The 20,953-nt window shown below is 50.8% G+C and carries 19 protein-coding genes; 2 read left to right on the forward strand and 17 right to left on the reverse strand.

The window, feature by feature from the left end; genetic code table 11:
- The 10 genes from SFSGTM_RS04660 to tmpT all read right to left on the reverse strand — a co-directional run bounded on the left by SFSGTM_RS04660 (position 1) and on the right by tmpT (position 11,561).
- Complete coding sequence (locus SFSGTM_RS04660; protein WP_162084158.1) at positions 1 to 3,126, reverse strand: MdtB/MuxB family multidrug efflux RND transporter permease subunit; 3,126 nt, start codon at positions 3,124 to 3,126, stop codon at positions 1 to 3.
- Between the two features lie 18 nt (positions 3,127 to 3,144).
- The gene (locus SFSGTM_RS04665) at positions 3,145 to 4,473 is read right to left on the reverse strand and encodes an MdtA/MuxA family multidrug efflux RND transporter periplasmic adaptor subunit (protein WP_162084159.1); all 1,329 of its coding nucleotides are present in this window, start codon (positions 4,471 to 4,473) and stop codon (positions 3,145 to 3,147) included.
- A 210-nt stretch (positions 4,474 to 4,683) separates the two neighbouring features.
- Positions 4,684 to 5,196 carry a Spy/CpxP family protein refolding chaperone gene (locus tag SFSGTM_RS04670; protein ID WP_162084160.1) on the reverse strand — a complete coding sequence of 171 codons (513 nt, stop codon included), beginning with the start codon at positions 5,194 to 5,196 and terminating at the stop codon, positions 4,684 to 4,686.
- A gap of 171 nt (positions 5,197 to 5,367) precedes the next feature.
- Positions 5,368 to 7,419, reverse strand: coding sequence for a thioredoxin domain-containing protein (locus SFSGTM_RS04675; RefSeq protein WP_174237395.1), 2,052 nt, complete (start codon positions 7,417 to 7,419; stop codon positions 5,368 to 5,370).
- An 86-nt stretch (positions 7,420 to 7,505) separates the two neighbouring features.
- Positions 7,506 to 8,006: a LapA family protein gene (locus SFSGTM_RS04680; protein ID WP_162084161.1), complete on the reverse strand. Its 501-nt coding sequence runs from the start codon at positions 8,004 to 8,006 to the stop codon at positions 7,506 to 7,508.
- Between the two features lie 155 nt (positions 8,007 to 8,161).
- Entirely contained in the window at positions 8,162 to 8,893 is a 732-nt protein-coding gene (locus SFSGTM_RS04685; protein ID WP_232526046.1) for a GNAT family N-acetyltransferase, read from the reverse strand.
- Positions 8,886 to 9,227, reverse strand: coding sequence for a YbjQ family protein (locus tag SFSGTM_RS04690; RefSeq protein WP_162084162.1), 342 nt, complete (start codon positions 9,225 to 9,227; stop codon positions 8,886 to 8,888). The genes SFSGTM_RS04685 and SFSGTM_RS04690 overlap by 8 nt, the downstream gene beginning before the upstream one ends.
- Positions 9,228 to 9,325: 98 nt before the next feature.
- Complete coding sequence (locus SFSGTM_RS04695; protein ID WP_162084163.1) at positions 9,326 to 9,730, reverse strand: hypothetical protein; 405 nt, start codon at positions 9,728 to 9,730, stop codon at positions 9,326 to 9,328.
- Positions 9,731 to 9,810: 80 nt separating this feature from the next.
- Positions 9,811 to 10,830, reverse strand: coding sequence for a hypothetical protein (locus tag SFSGTM_RS04700; RefSeq protein ID WP_162084164.1), 1,020 nt, complete (start codon positions 10,828 to 10,830; stop codon positions 9,811 to 9,813).
- Between the two features lie 95 nt (positions 10,831 to 10,925).
- The gene (gene tmpT, locus SFSGTM_RS04705; RefSeq protein ID WP_162084165.1) at positions 10,926 to 11,561 is read right to left on the reverse strand and encodes a thiopurine S-methyltransferase; all 636 of its coding nucleotides are present in this window, start codon (positions 11,559 to 11,561) and stop codon (positions 10,926 to 10,928) included.
- Between the two features lie 139 nt (positions 11,562 to 11,700).
- On the opposite strand from tmpT, the gene SFSGTM_RS04710 reads away from it, so the two are divergent.
- Complete coding sequence (locus SFSGTM_RS04710) at positions 11,701 to 12,126, forward strand: helix-turn-helix domain-containing protein (RefSeq protein ID WP_162084166.1); 426 nt, start codon at positions 11,701 to 11,703, stop codon at positions 12,124 to 12,126.
- A gap of 67 nt (positions 12,127 to 12,193) precedes the next feature.
- Here the strand turns inward: SFSGTM_RS04710 and SFSGTM_RS04715 are convergent, their stop codons facing one another.
- From SFSGTM_RS04715 to SFSGTM_RS04735, 5 genes are all read right to left on the reverse strand, one after another.
- Positions 12,194 to 13,120, reverse strand: coding sequence for an MBL fold metallo-hydrolase (locus SFSGTM_RS04715; protein WP_162084167.1), 927 nt, complete (start codon positions 13,118 to 13,120; stop codon positions 12,194 to 12,196).
- Positions 13,121 to 13,272: 152 nt separating this feature from the next.
- The gene (locus tag SFSGTM_RS04720; protein ID WP_162084168.1) at positions 13,273 to 14,373 is read right to left on the reverse strand and encodes a hypothetical protein; all 1,101 of its coding nucleotides are present in this window, start codon (positions 14,371 to 14,373) and stop codon (positions 13,273 to 13,275) included.
- Positions 14,374 to 14,447: 74 nt separating this feature from the next.
- On the reverse strand, positions 14,448 to 14,750 hold the full coding sequence (locus tag SFSGTM_RS04725; RefSeq protein ID WP_162084169.1) for a DUF2288 domain-containing protein: 303 nt from the start codon (positions 14,748 to 14,750) through the stop codon (positions 14,448 to 14,450).
- Between the two features lie 10 nt (positions 14,751 to 14,760).
- The gene (locus tag SFSGTM_RS04730; protein WP_162084170.1) at positions 14,761 to 16,212 is read right to left on the reverse strand and encodes a DNA recombination protein RmuC; all 1,452 of its coding nucleotides are present in this window, start codon (positions 16,210 to 16,212) and stop codon (positions 14,761 to 14,763) included.
- Between the two features lies 1 nt (position 16,213).
- Positions 16,214 to 18,370, reverse strand: a complete 2,157-nt coding sequence (locus tag SFSGTM_RS04735) for a UvrD-helicase domain-containing protein (RefSeq protein WP_162084171.1) — start codon at positions 18,368 to 18,370, stop codon at positions 16,214 to 16,216.
- Between the two features lie 51 nt (positions 18,371 to 18,421).
- Between SFSGTM_RS04735 and SFSGTM_RS04740 the strand changes: the two genes are divergently transcribed.
- On the forward strand, positions 18,422 to 18,802 hold the full coding sequence (locus tag SFSGTM_RS04740; RefSeq protein WP_162084172.1) for a rhodanese-like domain-containing protein: 381 nt from the start codon (positions 18,422 to 18,424) through the stop codon (positions 18,800 to 18,802).
- 55 nt (positions 18,803 to 18,857) lie between these two features.
- Here the strand turns inward: SFSGTM_RS04740 and SFSGTM_RS04745 are convergent, their stop codons facing one another.
- A complete protein-coding gene (locus tag SFSGTM_RS04745; protein WP_162084173.1) occupies positions 18,858 to 19,697 on the reverse strand; it encodes a transporter in 840 nt (279 codons plus the stop codon).
- Between the two features lie 99 nt (positions 19,698 to 19,796).
- Complete coding sequence (locus tag SFSGTM_RS04750; RefSeq protein WP_162084174.1) at positions 19,797 to 20,915, reverse strand: M14 family metallopeptidase; 1,119 nt, start codon at positions 20,913 to 20,915, stop codon at positions 19,797 to 19,799.
- Between the last annotated feature and the right edge of the window lie 38 nt (positions 20,916 to 20,953).

Below are 20,953 nucleotides of genomic sequence, written 5' to 3' on the forward strand. Positions count from 1 at the left end.
TTAAGGCTCGGTATGGGTCTGAGCCGTGGCGGTTTCCGCATCTGCACGCGGGAATTTAGCCCTGACATAGCGTGACCAGCGATCAAAAGTCAGATAGATAACAGGCGTAGTAAACAGCGTTAATACTTGCGAAACCAGCAGTCCACCGACCATGGTAATCCCCAGCGGCTGGCGCAGTTCTGCACCGATGCCGCCACCCAGCATGAGTGGCAGTGCACTCAGCAATGCTGCCATGGTGGTCATTAATATGGGTCGGAAACGCAGCAGGCAGGCCTGGTAAATAGCATCCCGTGGCGATAAGCCCTGATGCCGCTCAGCATCCAGCGCAAAGTCTATCATCATGATGGCGTTTTTCTTGACGATACCGATCAGCAAAATAATGCCGATGATGCCGATGATGCCCAGATCATTGCCCGAAATAATCAGCGCCAGTAAAGCACCTATGCCAGCAGATGGCAGTGTGGAGAGTATGGTAACAGGGTGTATGTAGCTCTCATACAACACGCCGAGCACGATATACATGGTGATAATAGCCGCGAGTATCAGCCACAGGGTGTTGCTCAATGACGCCTGAAAAGCCAGTGCCGCGCCCTGGAAAGTAGTCATGATGCTGATCGGTATGCCGATTTCCTGTTCCGCTGCAACGATGGCTTTCACCGCTGCGCCCAGCGAAGTGTTGGCAGCCAGATTAAATGAGATAGTCGCTGCCGAAAATTGGCCAATATGATTGACGACCAGCGGTGCGGTGCGCTCACTGACGCTGGCGATACTGGAAAGTGGAACCTGTCCGCCGCTGGCCGTGACCACGAAAATGCTGTCGAGAGCGGGTAATCCGGCACTGAATTCAGGTTTGACTTCCATCACCACACGATACTGGCTGGACTGAGTATAAATCGTTGAAATCAGCCGCTGGCCAAAAGCGTTGTATAAGGCATTGTCGATGGCTGCTGTGGTGATACCCAGACGCGAAGCCGAATTGCGGTCTATCTGGATATAAGCTTGCAAGCCTTGGTTTTGCAGGTTGCTGGCGACATCCGCCAGTTGCGGTAATTGCTGTAACTTGGTCACCAGCTTGGGAACCCAGGTAGCGAGTTCAGCCGCATTTACATCTTGTACGCTAAATTGGTACTGAGTGCGGCTGATACTGGATTCCAGTGTTAAATCCTGCACTGGCTGCATAAACAGTGTAATGCCCGGCACATTCTGGTTGAGCTTGGGTTGCAGGCGGCGGATGACTTCTGTGGCACTGACACTGCGCTGATCCTGAGGCTTGAGATTGATGAGGAAACGGCCGCTGTTCAGGGTGGTATTGGTGCCATCAACGCCTATAAAGGAAGACAGACTGGCAACAGCAGGATCTTGTAATACAGCATCGGCCAGCGCTTGCTGGCGTTGGGACATGGCTGCAAATGAAATGGATTGCGATGCTTCTGAAATGCCCTGAATAGCGCCTGTATCCTGAGTTGGGAAGAAACCTTTAGGCGTGAAAATATAGAGGACGACGGTGAGGGCGACCGTACCTGTTGCAACAGCCAGCGTCAGCGTTTGGCGGTTGAGTACCCATTGCAGCGCCTTGCCATACTGCGCAATGACCGCGTCAAACCACGCGCCGCTGCGGCGGTAGAATGCGCTTTGTTCTGCTTCCGGTGTATGGCGCAATAACTTGGCACACATCATCGGTGTGAGCGTGAGAGAAATAAAGGCGGATAACAAAATCGCCACTGCCAGGGTGATGGCGAATTCACGGAATAAGCGCCCGACGACATCACTCATAAACAGTAGTGGAATCAGTACAGCTATCAGCGAAAACGTCAGCGAAATAATGGTGAAACCGATTTGTTCCGCGCCTTTTAACGCTGCCTGCAGTGGTTTCATGCCTTGCTCAATGTAGCGGCTGATGTTTTCTATCATCACAATCGCATCATCGACGACGAAACCCGTGGCGATGGTCAGTGCCATCAGGGTCAGGTTGTTAATTGAAAAACCTATTAAATACATGATGCCGAATGTGCCTACCAGCGATAAAGGTACGGCTATACTGGGGATGAAGGTAGCGGGTACGTTGCGCAAAAAAAGGAATATCACCATCACCACCAGCACCACTGCCAGCATGAGCTCATGTTCGACATTGGTGACTGAGGCGCGAATGGTGGTGGTGCGGTCAGTCAGTAGTTTGACCTCGATAGCGCCGGGTAAGGACGCCTGCAAATCAGGTAATATTTTTTTGATTTCATCGACGACTTTAATGACATTGGCGCCAGGCTGGCGTTGAATATTCAGAATAATCGCAGGGGTTTTGTTAGCCCATGCTGCCAGCCTGATATTTTCCGCATCATCCACCACGTCGGCCACATCTGCAATGCGGATAGGTGCGCCATTTTTATAAGCGATAATCAGATTGCGATATTCATCCGCAGATTTGAGCTGGTCGTTGGCATCGATAGTTGAGGCCTGCGTTGCGCCATTGAAACCACCTTTGGCCTGATTGACGTTGGCATTGCCGATAGCGGTGCGGATATCGTCGAGATTCAAACCCAGTGCCGCAACTGCACGTGGATTAAGTTGCACACGTACAGCAGGGCGCTGCCCACCAGACATGCTGACCAGACCAACTCCCGCGACTTGTGAGAGTTTTTGTGCCAGACGGGTATCGATCAGATCATGCACTTGTGGCAAGGGTATGGTTTTGGAAGTAATTGCCAGGGTCAGTATCGGTGTGTCGGCTGGATTTACTTTGCTGTATATCGGTGGCGATGGCAGATCCGACGGTAATAAATTATTGGCAGCGTTGATTGCCGCCTGCACTTCCTGTTCGGCGATATCCAGACTCAGATCCAGACTGAATTGCAACGTAATCACCGAAGCCCCACCCGAACTGGTGGAGAGCATCTGATTCAGCCCTGGCATTTGCCCGAATTGCCGCTCCAATGGCGCAGTAATCGACGATGTCATCACATCCGGGCTGGCACCTGGATACAAGGTCACGACTTGAATAGTAGGGTAATCAACTTCAGGCAGTGCAGAAAGCGGCAGTTGCTTATAGCCAAGCAGACCCGCCAGCAAAATTGCCAGCATCAGTAAAGTGGTGGCAATAGGGCGGAGTATGAACGGGCGTGATGGATTCATGCTGAGGCTATGTGCCGATTATTGTTGTGGTGCAGATTTGTGCGTATTAGTAGTGGCACTCTCTTGGGTTGTTACACCTGCGTCATCATGTCGCTGATGCTTTTTGTGTCCCTGAGACAGTTTGGCAGAATCTGCCAGTGCACCCGCCGCACTGCGGGTTATCGGCTTCACTTTGCTGCCATCATGTAATTTATCCACGCCGTCTACAACGACAGTTTCACCTGTTGTGATGCCTTGATTAATGGCGGTGAGCTCGTTTTCTGATGGGCCAGCAGTGACAGGGCGTATGCTGATAGTGTTGTCTGCTTTGACTATGTAAACAAAATTGCCATTATTGCCACGTTGTATCGCTGCGGTAGGAATGACTATCGCGTCGTGACGGGTGTGGAGTAATACGCGGATATTGACGAACTGGTTAGGGAACAGCGCATAGTCGTTATTGGGAAATTTGGCTTTCAGTTTAACCGTGCCTGTGGTGCTGTCGACGACGTTATCCATGGTGACCAGTTCACCGTCGGCCAGTTTGTTTTGCTGATCTCTATCCCATGCTTCTACGCTCAGCGTTTTGCCAGCCTGTAGCTGTTTCATGACCGCAGGGATGTTGTCTTCAGGGATGCTGAATACCGAGGTGATCGGCTGAAGCTGGGTAATCACGACGATACCGTTGGCATCCGAAGCATGGACGATATTGCCCAGATCAACCTGACGCAAACCCAGACGACCACTGATGGGGGCGGTAATATGCGCGTAATCCAATTGCAGTTTGGCATTAGCTAGTACACCTTTGTCAGTCTGCACCGTGCCCATATACTGTTTGACCAGTGCGGCTTGCGTATCCACTTGCTGGCTGGCGATAGAGTCTTGTTTGATCAGTGTTTGATAGCGTTTCAGGTCTATTTGTGCGGCTTGCAGCAATGCGCTGTCACGTGCTGTCTGACCTTCAGCTTGCGCCAGTGTTGCCTGATAGGGGCGGGTATCCAGTTCAGCGAGAACAGCGCCGGCTTTGACGACTTGCCCTTCCTTGAAATTGATTTTCATTAATTGACCATCAACCCGACTTTTCACGGTAGTTGTTGCCTCGGGCGTGACACTGCCTAAACCAGATAAATAAATATGCACATCAGCTGTTTTTGCTTGGGCAACACCTACGGGTGTAGTCGCATTTTTGCCACCACCTTTGCCGAGCTCGGCGCTGTTGGTTTGCGCTGTTTTAGGTGTGCTATCCCGTCCCCAAATAAAATAAGCTGCTATACCCAATACGATAATAAGTATCCACCAGCGGCCAAATATGCCCGTGGATTTATGCGGCATGGTTTTATGATGTGTATCAGTATCGTCAGGGGTCATGTTGGGTCAGTATGCTGAAATCAGTTACAGGGATAGTTATTAATCGGCACTCAATCAAGTGCGTATAAGTACATTATGTCAAAACGATAAATGATGCATGAGAATTCTTACAGCTTGATGAAAACACAGCCTACGTGGCCGTATCACCGCAATTGTACGATAAATTATGCAAGTCTCAGCGTGCGGCATCTGAGACTTGCACTGGCTTACTTAGTTCTTGGTGCCGTTTGTCGGGCCATTGCCCATACCAGGTGCGTCACCATGATGACCAAAATGCTCATGCTGTTCATGGCTGAAATGCTGATCCATGATTTTTTGTTGTTCAGGCGTCAGCACTGCATAGAATTTTTTCAGATTGGCTGATTGCTCGGCCATCCGTTCCTGCATTTTTTTCATGAATTCCATGCGTTGATCCATACGTTCCGGCGCAGTCATTTTAGCCATGTCCTGCTTGTCTGGATGGTGCATGGCTGATTTGTCAAACATGGATTTTTCCTGGTCAGTAAAGGTTTTCCATGCGCCTTCCTGTGCAGGGGTAAGTTTGAGTTCGTCGTGCAGTTTGGCTTCGCGCTGTTGCATATGTGCTGCGAACTTGGCGCGTTGTTCTGCGGTTGGTGGTGAATAATCGTTGCTAAATGCGACACTGCTATAGCCAACGATGCCCATCGTACTAATACCTATGGCAGCGATACCCATTAATAATTGTTTATTGAGTTTGAACATGATAAATCCTTTCAACGATATGGTGATTGAGCAGAAAACCTGCACAGGATTGATTAAAGCGCACAGTTGTTTCAGCCATCTTTCAAGTTACTGTCAGTTTGTATCACTTTACCCTATCGCCGAGGCTGATTTGTATCGTAATGTATCGAGCGGGCTAGTTGATGAATTAAGTTACAAATCAAGCTGCTGATTATTGAAACAAAGCTCCAGCAATTCTCCGATATTGTTCACGGGTGGCGAGCATTGCGTACCCTGACAGATCCAGGCACTGATGTGTGGTAATAGCGGTTTTGCCAGTGCTGCTGGCAGCCCATCAATTTCGCCTTCCAGCGTGAGGATGAACTTGTCTGGTGCGTAGTGCTGGTATAGCTGGTGACGCCAGTCCTCGCTCAGGCCTGACGGGCTGCGCAAGATGATGATTTGCGGTGGTAATAAATGTTCCTGCAAGGTCATCAGCAGGCTGGAAAAGCCGCCGGGATGTCTGGCCAGTGCGGGGTAATATAGCTTCAGGGTGCGTTCAGCAGCATCCAGATAATTTACTTCGCCGAGCAGATACCCCAGACGTTGTAGCGCAAAAGCCGCAATGCCGTTACCTGATGGCATGGCGTTATCGTGGCCGGGCTTGGGGCGGTGGATGAGCTGTTCGTGATCATGGCTGGTGAAGTAAAAGCCACCTGATTGTTGATCCTCGAATTGTGCCAGCAGCGTGTCGGCAAGCTCGCGCGCAAATTCCAGATCACTCAGCCGGAATTCTGCCTGTAGTAATTCCAGTAGCGCATCAAGCAGAAATGCATAGTCGTCAAGATAAGCGTTCAGATGTACCTTATCGTCCTTGGCAGTCGCCAGCAGACGTCCGTTTTGCCACATTTTGCTATGGATGAAATCCACGGCCTGTTGTGCTGAAGCAATCCAGTCGGGCTGGTTCAGTATGCGTCCTGCATGTGCCATGCCCTTGATCATCAGCGCGTTCCAGCTGACCAGTATTTTTTCATCACGCCCAGGTCGTATTCGACTGGCACGTGCAGCAAGTAGTTTCTGCTGTGCGCTGGCAAGTAGCTGTTCAGCCTGTATTAACGGCATATCGAGTGCGCTGGCAATGCTGTCCAATGGCTGCGATACGACCAGATTCCAGTGTTTGCGCTCAAAATTGGGTGGCTGATCCAGTCCATAATACGGTGCGGCAATCGCGTATTCCTCCACGCTTAACAGGCTGGATACTTGCTGCGGTGTCCACACGTAAAACTTGCCTTCTTCGTGTTCGGAGTCCGCATCCAGACTGGAATAATAGCCGCCTTGTGGCGCCTGCATTTCGCGTATGACCCAGTCAGCTATGCCATGGACTGTGCGCTTAAATAGGGTTTCGTCGGTCAGCACACAGGCATCGGTATACAGCGTCAGCAGCGGGCCGTTGTCGTACAGCATCTTTTCAAAGTGGGGGATAGCCCAGTGGTCATCCACGCTGTAGCGGCAGAAGCCACCACCTAACTGATCATAAATGCCACCTTCAGCCATTTTGCGCAGGGTGTGCAGCGCCATGTGCTGCGCGCTGGTATCGCTGTTGCGTGCAGCGTGACGGAGTAAAAACTCCATATCGGTTGGATGCGGAAATTTGGGCGCTTTGCCGAAACCGCCATAGACACTATCGAATGATTTTTGTAAATCACCACAGGCAGCAACCATGGGTGCGGTGCTGAAGCTGACCTGACCCTGCGCGCTGGGCAGGGTGGTGTCGAATGCCTGTAACAGCGAAGCATTCTGTGCGGCAATATCCTGCTGGCGAGTGCTATATATATTCACGACCTGCTGCATCAGCGAAATAAATCCGGGCAGGTTGTGGCGTGCCTGCTTGGGGAAATAAGTGCCGCCGACGAATGGGGTCTGATCCGGCGTCAGAAATAGCGTCAGCGGCCAGCCGCCGTTGCGCTGGGTGAGCATGTAATGGGCGGTCTGATAAATTTGGTCGAGGTCAGGGCGCTCTTCGCGATCCACTTTGATATTGATGAAGTGCTCGTTCATCACTGCCGCGACTTCGGCATCCTCGAACGACTCATGCGCCATGACATGGCACCAGTGGCAGGCAGAGTAGCCGATAGACAGCAGTATCGGCTTGTTTTGCTCCCGCGCCAGTCGCAGTGCTTCTTCCCCCCACGGATACCAGTCGACCGGATTGTCGGCGTGCTGTTGTAAATACGGGCTGGTTTCCTGAGCAAGTCGGTTGGTCATGGTAGGCTCGATAATTGGAGATGAAAGGAATACGGTAGCAGTTTTCCCGGATTATTTCAGCAAGTCTTCATGTGGTTATATCCGGATCAAGGCGCTGACTGCGGGTTGAGTATATGCGTTCCACGTTCGACCCGGTCTTCCAGTTCGCCGATGTATGCCGCCAGTGTGTTTTCCGATTGCGCCAGTGCGGTATGGAAATCGGCATCCAGCCGTTCCAGTCTGGCCAGTACATCTGCCTTGGCTTCCGCATCCAGCTCTGCCTGCTGCTTGAGTGACATTTCCATGTAGCTGCGCAGTTCGGTGAAACGTGATGCCTCGGCCTGATCCGCCAGTTCGCGATTGGCATGCAGTTCTCGCGTGTGACGGCGGGTGTCGAGCAGTACCGTGGTCTGCAGATAGAGTATAAATATCAGGAACAAGACTGTGAGCAAGACCAGTAGCCCAAGCATGACCAGCCCCAGTGGCGCTTGCACGCTGGTGATACCGAGGGAGAGTTCCGTAGGTGTGACGAGGACATTCCAGTTGAGCGCGGCAAAAGCTGAAATGGCAAGCAGGACGATCAATAACAACAAGGTGCGGATTTTCATACTTGATCCAGTCTGTAGTGAGTGACGATAGAACTAGATGTTACTAGCTAACGTGCGGCAAAGATAATGCAATTTGCCTGATGATGGATATGGGTGTCAGGAATGTTCGACTCTGCCTGTTTCTCAAGGGTGAAACTGGTTATATGCCAGCAAGATTAGCCGCGCTGGTAAAGGATGGGGGCTGTTAGCGCAGACAACGTGATGCACTGCCGACCCTGAGCATCGAAGTTGGCAGGGTTGAGCCACTGCTGGAATGCTGCGTTGAGTGCAGGCCATTCCTGATCGATTGCGGCATACCATGCGGTATCGCGATTGTGGCCCTTGCTCACGGTAGCTTGGCGGAACACGCCTTCGAATGACAGGCCTAGACGCTGGGCGGCAGCACGTGAGGGTGCGTTAAGTGCGTTGCATTTCCATTCATAACGCCGGTAGCCCAGCGCAAAGGCTCGCTGCATCAGTAGGTACATGGCTTCGGTAGCGGCGGGGGTGCGTTGCAATAGTGGTGAATAATTGAGGTGGCCGACTTCGATGGAACCGCTGCTCGGGGTAATGCGCAAATAGCTGGCAACGCCGACAGCGGCTTCGGTGGCAAGATCGACAATGGCATAAAACTGCGGATCAGAGCTGCTGTAGTTGTGCTCCAGCCAGTTATGGTAGCTGGAAAAATCTGCAAACGGGCCATATGGCAGATAAGTCCAGTTGCGGCCATCAGCATCGAGCTGGTAGGCGGCAAACAGGCTGTGTGCGTGGCGTGCCGGGTTGAGCGGCTCCAGACGACAAAAGCGCCCGGTCATGATCTCGTGTGGCGGGTAGGGCGGCGGCTGCCAGTCAGGGACAGCGGCGCCCAGCGGCTGATCTAGATATGGTGAGGTGATGCTGTCAGCCACGGTTGTGTTCCGGCTCAACGATCACGGCGGTGCCATAGCACAGCACTTCGGTGAGACCGGGCATCAGCTCGGTCGCATCGTAACGCATGCCGATGATGGCGTTGGCGCCAAGTTGCGTAGCGTGCTGGCACATCAGGTGGTAAGTCTCGGCACGAGCTTGTTCGCACAGGTTGGTATAGATGGTGATATTGCCGCCAAATACCGATTGCAGACTGCCGAACAGACTGCCGACGATGGAACGCGAGCGCACCATGATGCCGCGTACTACCCCCAGATTGCGGACTGTGGTGTATCCGGGCAGCGTCAGTGCTGTGGTAACCATGGAATCTTGCATTTGTATCTCCTTGCTTGTTTGATTGCAGACGGTTGCCAGATCGCAGTCTATTTTATACGTTGAAATCGGAGGGGAGTAATTCCGATTCCGGTATTACGCTAGTAACAGCCATTCCCCTGTGCCGACCAGCTTTCAACGATGTTGGCCGCTGAAATCTTGAACAATACCTTGCAGAAATATTCGTAACTGGATAATGGCGTGGTTCGTTGTGTTGGTATTGACATCCAGCTGCCACCACCATTGGCACCGGGTACAAACATCGGCTGCATGGTTGTATACGAGTTACCACCGCGGGTCACGGACTGGCTGTTGGAATACTCGAATACTTTAGCACCGGTAGAGAGCGTAAAGGAACTGGTGGGCGGGCCTTTTGCCAGTACCAGATCATCGGCGTTCTTACCGACATATATATCCAGACTCTGGTTAAAGGTGGCTTTACGTTGCTCCATTGAAACGCAACCGGTCAGCATGGTGAACATCAGAATGGCAATTATCAGGCGCATGGCAGGGCTCATAATGTGTATAGATTGCAAGGCTATCAGTTTTCTCTTGATGGATGTGTATGCTACACCTTCAGCGTAATTTAGGTGGAAACGCTAATGCTGATATCAGTAGGTGCGCTGGTGTCTACGGCGGGGATGGTAGTGCTGGCTGTGTCAGCGTCATTTGCTGCTGCGTTATCCTGTACCGATGCTACTGTCGCAGCTATCTGCTCGATCGGATTGCCAGATTCGCTCAGGGAACGAGCCAGTTCAAGCATTTTGTTTTCAGTATCTTTTATATCCTTGTTGTGACTGCCTAGCTTGTTTTTGAGCAGAGCAAGCACGGCACGCAGCGATTTTAGCGCATCCTGTAATGCGGCTTTCAGTTCCTTGTCGGTAGCATTGCCAGTTTGACTGCCAGTGTGGTTGATGCGGCTGAACTCAGCTGCATAAGCAGCCAGAGCATGGCTAGTGTTGCGTGGTGATGCAGTTGAAGCAGATGGAGTGCCAGTAGCCATTCCAGTAGTGGCTGTCACCGATGCATCTGTCGTCGTGGTTGTAGATGCATTGGAGCTGGTGGCCGTGTCAGTTGTCGTGCTTGCAGTTGCTACGGCTGATGTTGATATATCAGTGTTGCTTGCTGTTACGCTGGCGGTGGTTGAATCAGTATTAGCCGCGCCGCCATTTTCTGCCAGTAGTTTTCCCAAAGCGGCCAGCTGTTTAGCGATGTCTTTTAGTTGAGCCGCCAGCGCCTTGGCCTGCGCTGGCGTGGCGCCTATTGCCATTTGTTTTAGCATATTCAGTATCTGCTTTAGCATGGCTGCCTTTTCAGTAGCCATGCGTTTTGACAAATCTTTGGCCGATGCTGGCATGGCGCGCATTGTAGCTATGGCGCTCTTCATTGCGTCCAGCTGTTTGGCCTGGTATGCGGTCGTGCTTGCGATGGCTGCGGCAAGGGTGACACTACTGGAGGATATATCTGCCCCAGCATAGGTGGTCGCCACGCTCGTATTAGCCGTACTCGGCGCCAGGCTGGCCGCACTTGTCTTTTGTAGCTGACTGGCGGCGAGGCTGGAAAAAGTAGCCTGCAACACAGTCTGGCTGGAAGAATATAGTTTCATTGGATAGATTCCTTAACCACATATACTTACAACGGCATTTTGGCGAAGGACTTGAGTTTTTATATCGGCTGTAACGATTTATGCAATGGTGAAAACTATGAATGCAACAGCCAGACAGTTTCAGTTGATGGCAGACGACCTTTAAATCCACCTGCAACCTCACCGCTTTCGATAGATTTCACTTGATAAGTAGAACCATAATGCAGGTTTACTTCGTCTGCGTTAACTGAAAAAGGTGGGCCATCTGCCAGCTGCTGATCATATTCATAAGTAATCAGCAATTGGGGTGCCGCTTTGGTGATCCCTATCAGGTGTGACGCATATCGCGCCCGCGTACCTGCAGGCAAGGCAACTAACGCAGCGCGATCATATATTGCGTTGACGGAACCCAGGTGTTCAGCGGTGACATCGAAAATATCCCCGACGAATATGGTTATATTTTCTGCACTGTAGTGGGTTAAATTCCCCACTTTGGCAATGTCTGGTGTCACTCCAAGTTCTTCAAACAATGCGTTAATGGCGAGTTCACTTAATTCCGCGCCAACAACCTGATAATCGTTGCCAAGCAGCCATGCTATATCCCGCGTCTTGCCACACAACGGCAGAAAGATGCGACTGCCCTGAGGCAGATTCAGTTTTGCTAAGTGTGCAGTGAGTAACGGATTCGCCTCTCCAGTATGAAAACCGATTTCACCGCGTTCCCATTTTTGATGCCAAAAACTTGCTTCCATGTAAGCTCCTTAAAGGGTTTCAGATATAAATAACATGACCACTACTTATTGTCCAAAGTGTTGAACATGGTCGTGTTATGAACTAGGATACAAGTTAAAGTCGACTTTAAGTCAAGCATTAATTAATACAGGTGAAATTATGGATATAGCCGAGGTCGCAAAGGCGACTGGATTAACTGCCGCTACCCTGCGGTTTTATGAAGAAAAAGGACTGATACAGTCAACTGGCAGGAAAGGTTTGCGTCGATTATTCAGCAGCAGCGTGACAGAGCGTCTGGCACTGATATCGCTGGGGCGCAGCGCCGGATTTTCGCTTGATGAGATAGCGGAAATGTTTACACCAGAAGGGGTGAATATTAATAGAGCGCTACTTTTAGCCAAGGCAGATGAGTTGGACAGAAAAATCAAGGAACTGACCGCTATGCGTGAAGGACTTCGCCATGCCGCCGTTTGCACAGCCCCCAACCATTTTGAATGCCCGAAATTTCTTCGTTTCCTGCGAGTGGCAGGTACAAATCGAATCAGGCAAACCAGCAAATTGAAAAGTGATGGAATTAAGAAATAGGTAGAGCTAGTTTTTGCATTTCAATAAATTGTTTGGATGTGCAAATTGAACTACATACCTTCCCTGATTACTCGCTTTCCACTTCCAGATAGGTTCGATTGGCATTGCCTCCGCTTAACAGCTGAAAGTTTTTCAAATAACTGTAAGCACTTTGATCTAGCGTATCGACTGCCGTCTGTAAATCAACTCCATCGTCAATTGCCTTGCGCATATGATTGCGCAATAGCAACAGATAATCCCTGGTGTCATGTTGCGCGCGGGCAATATCGCATACTTGTCCATGTCCCGGTACGATTATCAGCGGCTGGAGTTTTTCAATTTCTGCGAATGAGGCTAGCCAATCCCTGGTATTGCTGAATGGCCATATTCCCAGCATGCGATCGACGAAAATCAGATCACCACTAAACAGGATGCGTTTGCTTGGCAACCAGACCACGTTATCACCTGGTGTGTGCCCGCCATAGAAATATAATATCTGTATATCCTCACCACCCAGCTTCAGCGTTTCCATCTTGTTTATCAAATGTGTAGGATAGGTCGCTCGCGTACCAGTAAATTTGTCTTTTAACTCAGGCTGCAGTGCTGTCAGCTCCGCGGCACCTCGATCCTGCATATCTGCAAGCGCCTTACTGCTACTAATAATTTCTGCACCGATTTCCTTGAAATAGCTGTTACCCAACCAGCGATGGTCTTGTCCGCCAGTGTTGATCACGTACTTCACTGGCTGCGTCGTAATATGTTTAATTGCTTGGTGCATGGCTTTCGCCACCAGATAACTTGAGCCGCTATCCACTACCACTACCCCTTGCGCAGTGACAATAAAACCCGCATTGGCATTCATGCCTGCGTTTTCATAAGTACGCATCCCGGTATCGCCGATGAATGCATAAACATTGGGTGCCACCTTTTGTGGCGTAAAGACAAACGCATTGGCAGTCCCAGTCAGGAACCACAACGCGATAACCAGCAGTAAAATAGTATGCTTAATTTTCATACGCAATCTTTCTGTAATTTTGAAGTGCCCCTCACTTTATACTAAAAGCCAGTGAGTAATGGGTAGTGCAGAACGAAATTTATCGTGATGTTATCAATCAGTTGTGCACTGAAAATGCTGCTTTTCTAGACCTGACCTCGAAGTGGCATTGCTTAGTAATTATCACTAGAAAAATCATCAATATGCACACCATTTGGGTTGTTGGCACGATAAAGACTTAATTGGTTAACTGATATTCGATGTCTGGCACGGGGATTCAGGTACAGCCATGAGGGCATCTGATGGGCAATGCTCGAATCAGCATCTAATGGCCAGACATTTACAAAAAATATAGCAGACAATAGACACGAAGCGTCAGAAAGAGTTACGTCATCAGCTACGCTTGAACATACTGTGTTTGCGGGAGTCATGTCTGTCGAGAATTGCATGAAAGCACGGCGGGCAAGTGAACGAGTAAACGCTGTATCTATACCTGAAAAATCATTGTGAATGGCTAGTGAGTTAAACCAAGGGTGAATGACAAATATCAACACAAAAGGGGCGTTTTTTGTGAACTGCTTCGCATACTTAAATGGGTAAAGAGCATTTTCCTGTGCTAGGAGATAGGGATCAATAATACGGCTGGAAATGGAAACTGGAGATTTTTGAACCAGCCGGATCTTAAGTCTGCCAAACTGCATCATGTTTTTTTCTTTTAATTCAACAGCTATGCTTGATGCGGACTTAATTAATTCCTGGAGTTTTTCAGAAGAAATGTCCCATGATTCTTCGATTAAAATTTGTTCGTTTGGAATCAAGTCTTCAAGTAATTCCTTTAATCTCTGGACAAGATGCCCATTAAAGCCGAAAGCTTTTACATCAAAATAGGTTTCGTAAAGCTTTATCTTTCCATCAAGTGTTGACCCGTTTTTAGATAGAACCTCATTGGCTGGCATGTGAATTTGAGTATCTATAGTCGTATAGCAACGAGCAAGCCAGTCATATGCCGCAAGCTCAGCGAAAGCACCATAGGTGTTTTTGCCAATTAAATTGCAAAGAAGGTCGCTGGTATTTTTATTTGTTGAGAATCGTTTTTTTACCAACTCATCAGTAGCTCGGACAATTAAGTTGCAATGAGCGTCGCAACTGGCAAGATTTAATGCATTGTTATTTAGCTGGGAATTTTTGATAAGCGACTTTAGGTTCATTGCAGATATCACGTCACTTGCGGCTGCGAGTTTATCAATCCAATCACCAGTAGTACTTATTTGCATGATTTCCCTTTTATGCTTTAAATCAATTCAGCATGTTTGCTATTTCCAGTAATTCTGTTGTGTCATATTTGATTTCAATGACCCCGCTCCTGCACCAATATCCAAGGCGCGACCACCACTGTCCAGATCGCAGGCTTACGCTGTTCCCAGTCCATTGCAGTTTCGTCGTCGAGTTTGATGAGTTGGCCGCTGCTCATCCATGCATGAACGTTAGCAGTGTCGTTGGTGGCGATGTGGGCGGCGACTTCGACCAGGTCTAGCTGGCTACTGACCAGGATTAACTGGCCTTTGGCGAAGAACGGGAGTAGTTCTGCCCAGTCGGCTTTGGCGGTTTCGGTGTTGAGTTTGGCGCGCATTAATTCTAGTGGGGTGGTCATGCTGATTTCCTTATTCTTCTTCAGGCAGTAGCGGTGGTGTTGGGGCACGCAGGTGCTCGAGGTCGACTGCTTCTATCTGGCTGAAACGTTTGCTGATTTTCTGGCTGGTGATGTGGACATCTTCGGCGTCTTTGTTGGCCATGCGGATGTGGTCGGCGAGCTTTTTCATGCGTTCGTCGAAACGGATGAAGTCTTTGCCCAGCTTGGATAGTTCGTCCTTGATGATGTGTACCTGACGGCGGGTTTCGACGTCTTTGATGACGGCGCGGGCGGTGTTGAGTACCGCCATCAGCGTGGTCGGTGATACTATCCATACCCGGCGTGACATGGCGTATTCGACCAGGTCAACGTGGTAGGCGTGGATTTCGGCGAATACGGCTTCGGCGGGGATAAACATGACGGCGCCGTCTGAGGTCTCGCCTTCGATGATGTATTTGTTGGCGATGTCGTCTACGTGTTTTTTAATATCGGCTTTGAATGCGCGGGTGGCAATGGCGCGGTCGCCTTCGGCCATGTCACGGGCGAACATGCGGTTGTAGTTTTCCAGCGGGAATTTGGAATCGACGGCAACGCGACCAGTCGGCTCGGGCAATACCAGCATGCAATCGGCGCGGCTGCCGTTGGAGAGGGTGGCTTGGAATTCGTAGGCGTCGGGCGGCAGGATGTTGCGTACCAGACCTTCGAGTTGCACTTCGCCATAGGCACCGCGCGAGCGTTTGTCGCCTAGCAGTTCTTGCAGGGTAACGACGTTGCTGGTGAGGCCGTCGATTTTCTTCTGCGCTTCGTCTATGGTGGCGAGGCGCGCCATGACATTGGCAAAGGTTTCGTTGGTTTTCTTGAAGCCATCATCCAGGCGCTCGGTGACTTTGCCGGATATTTCCGCCAGCCGCGTGTCAACACCTTTGGCCAGTGTTTCAACGGCGGCGGCGAGCTGGGCGCTGGCCTGCTGCATGGTGGTCTGGATTAGCGTCTGTTCGGCGCGGGCTTGTTCGGCCAGCGTTTGCAGGGTTTTGCTGAGGAATTCGGCTTGTGCGGTTTGCAGACCTGCGGCAAATTCGCTCAGTTGCTGATTGAGTGCAGTGCGGCTGTTGGCCAGCTCGGTCGCTTGCGATTGCGCCAGCGCGTGCATGGCTGTGCTCATGGCTTCGCGGTTGGTGGCGAGCTGGGTGGATTGCTCCAGTTGCAACACCTGTACCGCGCTGCGCGTGCTTGCCAGCTCGGTGCTGATCTGGGTGCGCAGGCGGTCGGATACATCTAATAACACCGCCTGAGTGCGGTCAGATTGTGTGCCCAGACCTTGATGCAGATCACTCAGCATAGCGCGGTGGCGTTGTTCCAGACCCGAGTCGAGCTGGGCGGGGAGTTGCGCCAGTGTGCTTTGCAAGGTGTTGATGCGTAGCGCCAGCCAGATGAGGATGGCCAGGGCGATGAGTACAGCGATTAGGGTGAGTGTGATGAGCATGTCAGGCAGCTTCCAGTTTCGCGTATTCCAGTGACAACCATTTTACCCCATGCGCACCGCCGAAGTTGATTTGCACGCGGGTGTCGGTGCCTTGTCCTTCGACGTTGATGACTACGCCGACGCCAAATTTGGCATGGCGTACGTTCATCCCCATGCGCCATGGTGAGCTGCTGTGTTGCTTTGCTGTGCGTGGAGCGGGGGTGGCGTATTGTTCAACGGCTGGCGCGTAGCCCTTGTTGATGGGTTTTAATAGCTCGACGGGGATCTCATCGAGGAAACGCGAGGCGATGCCGTAGCGGGTCTGGCCATGCAACATGCGGCTTTGCGCGTGGCTGATGTACAGTCTGCGCCGTGCGCGGGTGATGGCGACATACATCAGGCGGCGCTCTTCTTCCAGCCCGTCTCTTTCGCTCATGGATTGTTCGCTGGGGAATAAGCCTTCTTCCAGCCCGGTCAAAAACACTGCGTGAAATTCCAGACCTTTGGCTGCGTGGACAGTCATTAATTGCAATGCGTCATGGCCTTCACCTGCCTGATGCGTACCTGCTTCCAGTGCAGCATGAGCGAGGAAGCTCGCCATCAAGCCGCCATTGTCTTCGGCGTTGGCGATGGCGTCGGCATCGTTGATGAACACAGTGGCGGCGTTGATGAGTTCGTTCAGGTTATCAACGCGATCTTGCCCGTCTTTTTCCGCGACGTAGTGCGCCATCAGTCCGCTGGCTTGCAAAATGTGCTCGATGGCTTCGGGCAAGGTCACGCCTAACGTAGCTTCCTGCATGGCGCGGATAAGGTGGACGAAGCCAGCCAATCCTTTGCCCGCGGGCGCATCAGCATATTTGGCATAAGCGGTTTTCCACAGGCTGGATGAACTTTGCTGCGCTGCGTCGATGAGCTGTTCCAGCGTGCGCGCGCCTATGCCTCGAGTGGGGAAATTGACCACGCGGGTAAATGCGCCGTCGTCGTCAGGGAAAGCCAGCAGGCGTAAATACGCCAGCGCGTGTTTGACTTCCTGCCGCTCAAAAAAGCGCAGGCCGCCATAGACTTTATAAGGCACGCCTGCGCTGAACAGAGCGTGTTCCAGCACGCGTGACTGCGCGTTGGATCGGTACAGCACGGCTATGTCGTTGAGGGCTATGCCCTCGCGGTGCAGGGCTTGTGCTTCTTCGGCGATAAAGCGTGCTTCTTCCTGATCGTTGTAAGCCAGGTAAACGCGGATGGGTTCACCTGCGTCGGCGGACGTCCACAAGTTTTTACCCAGCCGAGTTGGGTTCTTGCTAATGAGCGCATTGGCGGCGTCAAGGATATTGCCGTGGCTGCGATAGTTTTGTTCGAGCTTGATGATATTGTCATGCGCATAATCACGCTGAAACTCATTCATGTTGCCGGTGTGTGCGCCACGAAAAGCGTAGATGGACTGGTCGTCGTCACCCACCGCCATCAATGCGGAATCCATGCCGGCGAAATGCTTGAGCCAGCGATATTGCAGGCGGTTGGTGTCCTGAAATTCGTCCACCAAAATGTAGCGGAAACGTTGCTGATAATGGCGGCGGATGGCATCGCTGCGTGCCAGCAGTTCTTCGCTGCGCAACAGCAGTTCAGCAAAGTCCACAACGCCCTCGCGGTTGCATTGCTCGTCGTATGCGGCATAGAATTCAACCAGACGGCGCATGTAGGGGTCGTAAGATTCGACATGCTGCGCGCGCAGTCCCGCGTCTTTGTTGTTGTTGATGAAGTTCTGAACTTTTTTTGGCTCGAATTTATCCGTATCCACATTCATGGATTTGAGCAGGCGTTTAATCGCAGAAAGCTGATCGGCGCTGTCGAGAATCTGAAACACCTGCGGCAAACCAGCTTCATGGTGATGCGTGCGCAACAAACGATTTGCCAGGCCATGAAACGTGCCTATCCACATGCCGCGGGTGTTAATCGGTAACATCGCACCGAGACGAGTCTGCATTTCTTTTGCGGCTTTATTGGTAAACGTCACCGCTAAAATACCCAGAGGAGAGGTTTGTGCAGTTTGCAGCAACCAGGCAATACGCGTAGTCAGTACACGAGTTTTACCGCTGCCAGCACCTGCGAGGATGAGTGCGGATTGGTGTGGCAGGGTGACTGCGGCGAGTTGTTCTGGATTTAATCCATCGAGTAATTGAGGCATGATAGACTGGTCTCAGCGGGCAAAAAGCCCTAATCAAAAAGGAACATTATAATGGCTAAACAACTAGGATGCTTTGTTAAAGAGGCGCGCAGATACATTACCGAATGGGATGCGGAAAGCGCAGATGAAAAGCTGGCCGCAGGCGGTGTGCTGGTAATTGATGTGCGTGAGCCGGATGAATTTAACAGCGGACATATTGCAGGCGCGATCAATATTCCACGGGGCACGCTGGAAGCTTCGGCTGATGCGACGACCAAACACAGGCATCCTGACCTGTGCCATGCACAGGATAAACCGATATTGCTTTACTGCCACTCTGGTGCACGCTCCGCCATGGCTGCATATGTGCTCATGCAAATGGGTTTTAACCAGGCATATTCGCTTGCGGGTGGTCTTGAATGCTGGGAGGCCGAGGGGCTGGCGTTGGAATAGGGTGGTGCGGCAGAAACAGTGATGCTGGCTGTGTTCAGGTCAGTTCGAGTAATGATTACCACAAATAGATGTAAGACAAGGTGATGCTGTTCACCTTATTGGAAGTGTTGGTAGCCATGATGGTATCTTGATACAGTAATCGCAGATATTGATGCTTGTCAAAAGCATAACGTATGATGGTGCCGGTTGATAATGCGTTTTGTTGCAGATTGAGGTCGTGATTGTTCAGGCTGACATCACCGCCATGCAGATAAAAAGTATCCAGGCTAGCCCATATTCGTGGCGTAAATTTGTAACTGCTGTGTGTTTCAAAGTGGTAAAGATTATCTTGTGCTAATACATTGCCATGGTAATAATCATTGTTATCGCCATAATGGGTAAATCCACCCACCATCTCTAGTAGTAGTCCGTTATGTGCCCATCCCGCCTGGCACTCGCTTTTTTCTGTATAACGGTTACCCCCTGTATTCAGCATGTTGTTCGAATTATATGCACCTACAGGTAGTGTTACAAAAACGGCACATGCCGAAGTCCATCCGTTTTTATCATGAAGTGCGTATTGTTGTGGTGTCAGGGCGGGCATGTTGTACATCCCCCATGCAAACATAAGTACAGGGTCGCCATAGCCATTTGTTCGCGTTGATTGCTGCTTTAGACTTGTATATGGCACGATCAAACCGATAGCAGCTAAATCGCTACCGATGTTGAAATAATGCGTATGCCTGAGTAATTCTGTTTGGTTGTCAGTGTGTGTGCTTGGGGAGGTAATCTCGCTATAAGTTAGCCTGCCTTCAGTTACATCAGATCCCTCAGGCATGAGTATGTAATTTCGGGCATCAGTGGCAAAAGCGGGTGTCGCAAAAAACACAGACAGGATGATAACTGTATATCGCATGTCACCTCCACTAAACCATTAATTTATGGTCAGGTAGTTGAGTTTACTCCACCCCGTTTGTGCTTGTAAATTTGTTACAGGGTGTGAATAAAATACGCTTCAATTATTTTGCAGACTCAAACAATGCGCCAATATTGGTACACATAAATCTTTGCCTAATTGCTGGCTACGTATGGGACTCCAGCCATACGTGGTGTCGGGACGGTTGTTGTGGTCTTTGAATGGCATCTCCAGTGTGAGTGAGACACAGCCAAAGGTGTGGCCAACATACTTGGAGGCAAGAGTCAGCATTTCGTCTGAAAATCTGTCGGGTGCGTAGCCATATGCGGTCTGAAAATCAGGTGTGGTAGAGGCTAATAGCTGGGTAAAAGTCTGTTCCTGCGCGAGGCTGGCAGCAGGGTAGTCGGGGATCATGCCGCAGCCGTCGGTAAAGACATGTGGGATGGTTTCGTCGCCGTGGATGTCAAGAAACAGACTGACTCCGGTTGTGTGCATCTGGTTACGCACGTGATAGACCTCGGGGCTGTTATTCAAGCTGGGATACATCCATTCCCGATTCAGGTTGATACCTGCGGCATTGCTGCGCAGGTTGCCGTGAATTGCGCCATCCGGGTTCATATTAGGAATAATGTGCAGCGTAGCAAGTTGTGCGATTTGGCGTGCGATAACATCGTTATTGTTAAATAGCCGATTTATTAAGCCTTCTATCAGCCATTCGGTCATTGTTTCGCCAGGGTGCTGACGTGCGATTATCCAGATAGGTAATGGACCTGTACCCCACGTAACGCAATCTATGGGGCGGTCTTCTATCGTAGTGCCCAGGCTGCTGACGTGAGCATGGGTGTTGGCAAATGCGATTAAGTCGCGGTGGCGTTCGTAGGGGTAAGGCGCAAAATAGGCGATGAAAATATTATTGTGGATGGGGGTGTGCTGCAGAGTCAGCACTTGCCCGTCGTAGTCGGTTTGAATGCGAAACCATGTTTGGCGGTCATAGCTGGCAACAGCCTGATAACCTTCCCAACCTTGTGGATAGGTGCAGTTCCCAGCATTTTCCAGCCTGATTGTGAGTGGAGTGTTACGTACATCCTGAATGCGGAAATAAAACCATTGACGAAATTCGCAGGCATTGTCGGCGCGGATATTGAGGCGGATATTGTCGGGCTGGCCAGCATCGATAATGTCGATTGCGCCTGCATCAAATTGGCTGGTTATGTACATAGTTTGACTCGCAAGGCTGCATTCCCGTTTGCACGGGA

It is taken from the genome of Sulfuriferula nivalis (assembly GCF_009937995.1).
GTDB lineage: Bacteria > Pseudomonadota > Gammaproteobacteria > Burkholderiales > Sulfuriferulaceae > Sulfuriferula > Sulfuriferula nivalis.